This window comes from bacterium (assembly GCA_030247525.1).
GTDB lineage: Bacteria > Electryoneota > JAOADG01 > JAOADG01 > JAOADG01 > JAOTSC01.
Genome location: JAOTSC010000178.1, coordinates 1 through 6,566, shown reverse-complemented (window position 1 = coordinate 6,566; position 6,566 = coordinate 1). Strand labels below are relative to the sequence as shown.

Genomic DNA, 6,566 nt, shown 5'->3' with positions numbered 1-6,566 from the left:
ATCTTGACAATGGAGAGAGTGATACTGATTTCTACTATCTTGCGAGTGGTACTAGTTACTACATTTATCAACATGGTGACCAGAATGGAACAACTCACGTTAAAGTTGTTTCTCAGAACCAACAACTTATCTGGCAAGCTGACATGGTTTACAACCAGACTAAGTTTTTTAGTGTAAGCACGAGTGGCTGGTATTATTGTTCAACTGAAAATACTACTACTGGCGCAAATCAACACTTACATTCGGATTGGCAACATTAACATAAGGGCATGACATGACACGCCGGATTGTCTGTGTGACGTTATCACTGCTTCTTATTCAAAACGCTTACGCGACAATCCGACGCGTTCCAACTGAGTTTAGCTCTATCCAATCGGCGTTATCAGTTGTACAAAGTAACGATACAATTCTACTTGCTCCCGGACACTACATAGAGTCAATCTCACGTGATCCCTTTCCTACACCATTAACCATTTCTTCAAATTATCTTTTTACGAACGATAGCTCAGATATTGCAAGCACTCGTTGGAGTCCCGATAGTCTGCGCTGCTTTCAAGATATCATCACAAATTGCAAGTTAACGATTTCCGGAGTAGCGTTTACAGCACCGATTAGCCCGGTTGTTGGAAGTGGGGTTTTTTATGGAATTTCTGATTCAGTGTTTTTTAATAACTGTCACATCCAAGGGATATTCGATGATCAATGGGGTGTATCTGAAGGATTGATCTATATTTGGAATACTCCATCCTATCTTGAGGTGAATGACTGTAGATTTTTCGGTGATTCAGTTGGAACAAGAAATGTAATTTCTGTATCGAATGTTCCATCTAAGATAACTCGCACTATAGTTCGAGATCGAACTGATTGGCGTGAAACTGCATTTGATCTAATTGGTGACGCAAGTATCATCCAATGTCAGTTTTTTGGAAACGCTCCCCAAATAAACATGCGTGGTAATTCATTGATTGATAGCTGTAAATTCATCGGTGTTGGACACTGGGCAATTCATATATCTTGCAGTAGGGGTTCACCTCAAGATTACCAAATTATTCGCGATTGTACTTTTATGGATGTTGTGTCTACTCGATTTTATCCGGTCATAGGTGTTCGAAGTGATACAACAAGATCTGGTAGTACATTGTTTCAAAGAGTTGAGTTTCTTGGTGGTGATGGATCAAATGAAACCTGCCGGAGTATAATCGAATCCGATCATCGAGTGAATCTCGAAAATTGCCGATTTGAAAATATAACTGGATTTCAATGTATAGCAAGTGTCTATCGTGTGTATGTTGATTCATCAGACTTTGTTGGCAATTCATCGCCGATTTTTGCTCGAATTGATGGATTTCACCGTGATTCTGCCTACATCCACAACTCGAACTTCAGCGATAACACACGAATATTCACGACAATAGCAACATTTGCAGTTTTCGATTCGGTGTATGCTCAGAATTGCTGGTGGGGCGATTCCACCGGTCCGCGTCACGTTTTGAATCCGAATGGTCTTGGTGACTCACTTCCCGCTTACGTCAATCCTTTCCCTTTCCGCACGACACCCGTGTTTCCGGAAACGGGAGTGAGAGAGCCGATCAGTAATACCTATTCCTTACCCAATTCTATCGTATTAAGAGCCCCCTTCCCGAATCCCTTTAACAATGCCACGATGATCCGGTTCTCCTTACCACACCCAACTGATGCGACGATTGCTGTACATGATCTTACCGGTCGCGAGGTCGCGACGTTAGCGCGAGGGTGGTTGCCCACTGGAAACAATTTCCTTATCTGGAACCCGAACCAGTTATCGTCCGGTTCCTACTTTATCCGTCTTTCGTCACCGCAGGGTCAAGTAACCCGCACGATCTCTTACTTGAAATAAAATAATCTAAGATAGAAGGATATGTAGCGAGGCGGCAGGAGTGATTAGGACTTGTAAGCACCGCCTCGGTATACTACCTTAGAAATGTTCTAAGATGAGGTTGCTCAGATGGCATTAACGGCAATGACTGGCGCGAACACTTCGCTGTATTCGCGCATCCCCTTTATTCGTTCCAGTAACGTTCGGCGTTACAAGGGCTATCCATTTCTGGTGGAATGTGATTCCAACGGACGGGTACTGAATGTGATTGGGAAAATGAAGAACATCACCACCCAGGGGGTGGAAGGGTTGATCAAGGATGGTCGCGATATCCGGCAATTCAAAGGCCGTATCGTGATGGTGATCCGGCTCGGTTCGTCGGAACAAAAGGGCTTTATGATTGGGGAAATGAACGACGAATTTGAGCGGCTCCGCCGCCGGGTCCGTCAAATCACTTCGGCAGCGAAACCGCCGACGAAGACTGCCGTTACCGACGATTAGTTTTTTCTTATTGTTTGAATCAGTGTAGGGGCGCGATTTATCGCGCCCGTTTTAGTTAGAAATGTGTTATCACTGTGACTAAGGTAATCGAATTGTGTAGACACTACTTCTGCTGTGACTGCTTACTGAAAACCTGTTCCCTGAGTACGATGAAGAACCAACGTAAACTCGAACAACGCCAAGTCCAGGAGTTAGGCAAACTGATACGTTTGTTTGAACATTGGCAAATGGCGAACTGCCCCCCGGACCGAAATATGTTGTATCTGTCCAACATCTCATTACAGTACATGTAAGATTTTCACTTCCTACCAAAATATCTTGTGTAGTAATCATACCGAAATCTGTATAAACATTTGATCTGCTATTAGATAAGTAACGGGAGAGATCAACGATCGAGTCAACATTGACAACTGATTCTCCGACGATTAGTGGAAAACTTGTAAAGCTCCTTCCCTCAAAAGAGATATCCCCGCCAATAGGTGTTGCTAAGAATATTCTTGATAAATCGAGTTGTAACGAATCAGTAAAAGTTGTGTCATAATCGAGATGGTATTCTGGGTAAACTTGAGCTGAATAGTTTGAGTAACTACCGTACAATGTGACTACTCCAGTATGCGGTATATCATTCCAATCTAACCAACTCGCGGTATTATCTGAAGTAGTGAATGTCGCTTCCGGTACCGAATCGGGGGGCGGTGCCAGATGAAAAGCGTCAAATGCAACAACCTTCCAGCGATATGTTGTATTCATGTCTAATCGACCGGTGAGAAAATTCGTAGAGGTTATCCCATTGGCGACTTGTTGAATTGCTCCCGGTGCGGATTGAGGAGAAAGATATACATTGTAAAATGTGGTTTCTCCCAACGGGTCCGGTGCCGGTGACCAGCGAAGGTTTACTCCCAAATTTTGGTTTGTCGCTCCATTCGCCGGACTGAGTAATGTTACCGAGGAACTTGGCGTTTGATTAATCGGAACGAAGCGAACAGCCGAATACGGAGAAAAAGAGTGACCTCCGGTCGCTCGGACACGATAGAAGTGGGCACGAGTGGTCGGGGCAAGCGTATCGATAAAGGAATTAGCATCGGGTGCTTGCGTCCCAATCAATTGAAACCCGGAAACTTGATCGATGATAGATCGTTCGATCTGATAAGACTCTTCATAACTCGAACGATCGATCCAATTCACTTGTATCGAGTTACTTGTGCGACGTTTGGCGTGCAAATCGGAAGGAGCTTGTAAATCAAGATTCAATGGTAATGCGTAAGTATTGGAATAGGAAGAGCGTAGGTTGCCGGTTTGCGCAAAAACCCGGTAGTAACAGATGCTGTCGATGGGGGCGGTGGTATCGGAAAAGGACACTACATTTGTGGACGTATGTCCGATGATTTGATACCCGGTATCGCTTGCTGCGATGCTTCTTTCGATAACAAATCTAGCTTCATTAATAGACCCATCCATCCATCGCAGTATAACCAGACCGATCCCGATTCGTGACGCAGTGAGTGATCTTGGTGCATTCATCGTCGCATGATAAACCGTTCGCACATTGGTATATGCCGAACGGAAGGAATTGGCAACCGCACACACCCGATAATAGTACGTACTGTCAAACGGGGCATTTAGATCCGTGTACATCGTGTAATTCGCTGCCAAGGTCGAAATCACTCGATAACCGCTATCGGGTCTGCTGGTTGAGCGTTCAACGAGAAAACCGGTTTCATTGTTGGAGAAATCGATCCATTGCAGATCGACGACCATATCATTCCGCCGTCCGCCTGAAAGGTAGCCGGGCGGGACAATCGTGAACATTGGAACGGTAACGATATTAGAGGCTGCCGACCGCAACGAACGTACGACAGCGAATAGACGGTAATAGTAAGTACTGTCGTTTTTCGCCGTCGAATCAAGATACTCATGTCGATTGGCGGGAATAACTGCAACAGTGCGATATCCACTATCAGCACGAAGCGTGGATCGTTCCAAAACAAATCCCGTCTCATTATTCGAAAAATCAAACCAACTAAAATTCACCCGCATCGAATCCAACCGAGTAGCAATCATCGATTGGGGAGGAGCAATCGTGAAAATCGGCACAGACACAACATTCGAGTATTCTGAGCGTAGCGAAACGAAAACAGAGAACACCCGATAATAGCAAATATTGTTAACCGGAGCAGTCGTATCGGTATAAGTAATTGAGTGTGCTTCTAATGTTGCCAGCGTGTCGAAACCACTGGACGCGCTTGTGATTGAACGTTCAACGACAAAACCGACGGTATTATCCACTTGATCCGACCAGTACAACACAACTTCATTCGGGTAGGTTCGCGTCGCTGAGAAATTATCCGGGGCGGTGAGTATTACTGCCGAAACCCGTAGGATATTCGAATACGCTGAACGCATTGTACCAGCAATTGCGCGAATCCGATAAGAGCAACTAACGCTGAGGGGAGCTGAGGAGTCGTAATACTCGGTCGTATTCGATGCAATCGTGACTAATTCGAGGAAATTTGTATCGGTTGGGAGAGTTGTTCGTTCGATAACGAATCCGGCTTCGTTGCTTGCAAAGTCTTGCCAAGTGAGCCAAACAAACCCGGTGACACTATCACGTATAGCTTCATACAATCGAGGAGCATTTACCGGATTCAGCAATCTAATTGCGACGTTGGAATAATTGGATACATGCTCACCTGCAGTTGCAGCAACCCGGTAGTAGCAGATGCTGTCATAAGGAGCGGTGGAGTCAGAGAAAGACGTAATATTTTCCGTAGCGATAGTCGAGATTATTCGATAACCACTATCAGAACGAACTGAAGATCGCTCAATAACAAATCCAGATTCATTGTCGGCATTGTCGAGCCACTGTAGAAACACGACGTCGCCTTGGGCATTGCGGGTTGCTTGTAATTGAGTAGGTGCATTCACGGTAACGTCTTCGGTAACCGTGTTTTTCGCTTTTTCGGTACAAGCAGTTATGAGTGCCGAAACGAAAACGAACGTAAACAATGCGATTGGAATTCGGTGAAGAAATGCGTTCCTCATTGTTCCATCCTTCCGCGAGCTGTTCTTGAGCAAATCCGATGGCTAAACGAAAAACTGGTGTCTCACTATCCAATATACCCTATTGTTGGTGTAATCAATAGAGAATCTGGGTAACTTTCATTTTTGTCCGTAACCGGTTAAGGTTTCCTTTTCTAAATCGAACAGGATGGAATTCCCTTTACCGCCCGGCATCGCACTGGTCGAGATCGCTTGGATTTTTGTGGGTGGGTTTCCGATGAGTAAAAACTCCCATTCCCGCACCACTTTGGGATCGAGGGTTAAGTATCCACCCTCGGTTAAGTCGCGGATCGTTTGCGGGTAGGTATTGTTGTCGTCACGATAGAACTTCATCGCCTGATGGATTTGGGGAAGCGTTTCGACTGCGAAGTCGGCATGTTTCGATGCTGTTGGCGGCGTTAATAATTCAGTCTCGGTAACGAAAATCATTCCCCCCAACAAGACAACCCCCGCAACAACCCCAATCGTAACCAATTGCATTTGGGTAAGTTTTTTTCGAGGTGAAATCGGAATGTCCTGCTCGACGAGGGCATTGACAGCATCACAGCTGTGAGAAATCACGATACCCAACATTACCAGATTGACCGCCTGCAAACCGTAAACACTCGCTGCCATCCAAGCGGATTCCCAAAACCGATCGATATACCGCAAGACTCCCACCGCCAAACCAATAACGCTGAAAGTAAGAAAACTCCAAGTCGGAATCGTGGGAACTTGTAGTTGATTTCGTCGCGCATATTCGTGATAGGCAGTTGTCCAACCGAGGAACGCTTTGAATCGCCAATATATGTTCCAGAGGGGAACCAGCAGTAAACCCGCTGCCATCAGTGCCGAGGGGCGGGTTTTGCCGTCTTGAATGGCATCCCAAAGTTTGTAGACGAAGGAAAGGAAAATGATAAGCCCAAATACCCTGATGGGATTTACGATTGAGCCGCCCATACTGGCGAGGGGATCGCCAGCAGCAATCATATTGTGCCAGATATCATAGAGCACCCCTAAACCAATCGGTATGAGGATTGTCGGCAGGAAATACAATTTATTCATCGGCTTCATGATTGCCTCTGTGGTTTATTTCAGCGACTCAAATCGAAATGTCAACTACCTCTGACGGAATCCGGAATAGGAGTTGGTTGAAAGATGATACATTACT

Annotated in this window: 5 protein-coding genes; 3 read left to right on the top strand and 2 right to left on the bottom strand. The window is 45.4% G+C overall.

Annotation, left to right across the window (positions count from 1 at the left end; all coding sequences use genetic code 11):
• The 3 genes from OEM52_12970 to OEM52_12960 form a co-directional block, all read left to right on the top strand.
• Nucleotides 1–260: hypothetical protein (locus OEM52_12970; GenBank protein MDK9701052.1), on the top strand; the 260-nt coding region annotated here is incomplete at its 5' end.
• A 14-nt stretch (nt 261–274) separates the two neighbouring features.
• Nucleotides 275–1,876 carry a T9SS type A sorting domain-containing protein gene (locus OEM52_12965; GenBank protein ID MDK9701051.1) on the top strand — a complete coding sequence of 534 codons (1,602 nt, stop codon included), beginning with the start codon at nt 275–277 and terminating at the stop codon, nt 1,874–1,876.
• Nucleotides 1,877–1,984: 108 nt separating this feature from the next.
• Complete coding sequence (locus OEM52_12960; GenBank protein MDK9701050.1) at nt 1,985–2,356, top strand: hypothetical protein; 372 nt, start codon at nt 1,985–1,987, stop codon at nt 2,354–2,356.
• Nucleotides 2,357–2,434: 78 nt separating this feature from the next.
• Here the strand turns inward: OEM52_12960 and OEM52_12955 are convergent, their stop codons facing one another.
• Nucleotides 2,435–5,398 (bottom strand): fibronectin type III domain-containing protein, encoded by a 2,964-nt coding sequence (locus tag OEM52_12955; protein ID MDK9701049.1) that lies wholly within the window; start codon nt 5,396–5,398, stop codon nt 2,435–2,437.
• Between the two features lie 117 nt (nt 5,399–5,515).
• Complete coding sequence (locus OEM52_12950) at nt 5,516–6,469, bottom strand: hypothetical protein (GenBank protein MDK9701048.1); 954 nt, start codon at nt 6,467–6,469, stop codon at nt 5,516–5,518.
• Nucleotides 6,470–6,566 lie beyond the last annotated feature (97 nt).

Excerpts from the sequence above, each read along its gene's own strand:
- OEM52_12955 (MDK9701049.1), bottom strand. The coding sequence starts at position 5,398 with ATGAGGAACGCATTTCTTCACCGAATTCCAATCGCATTGTTTACGTTC.
- OEM52_12960 (MDK9701050.1), top strand. The coding sequence starts at position 1,985 with ATGGCATTAACGGCAATGACTGGCGCGAACACTTCGCTGTATTCGCGC.
- OEM52_12965 (MDK9701051.1), top strand. The coding sequence starts at position 275 with ATGACACGCCGGATTGTCTGTGTGACGTTATCACTGCTTCTTATTCAA.
- OEM52_12950 (MDK9701048.1), bottom strand. The coding sequence starts at position 6,469 with ATGAAGCCGATGAATAAATTGTATTTCCTGCCGACAATCCTCATACCG.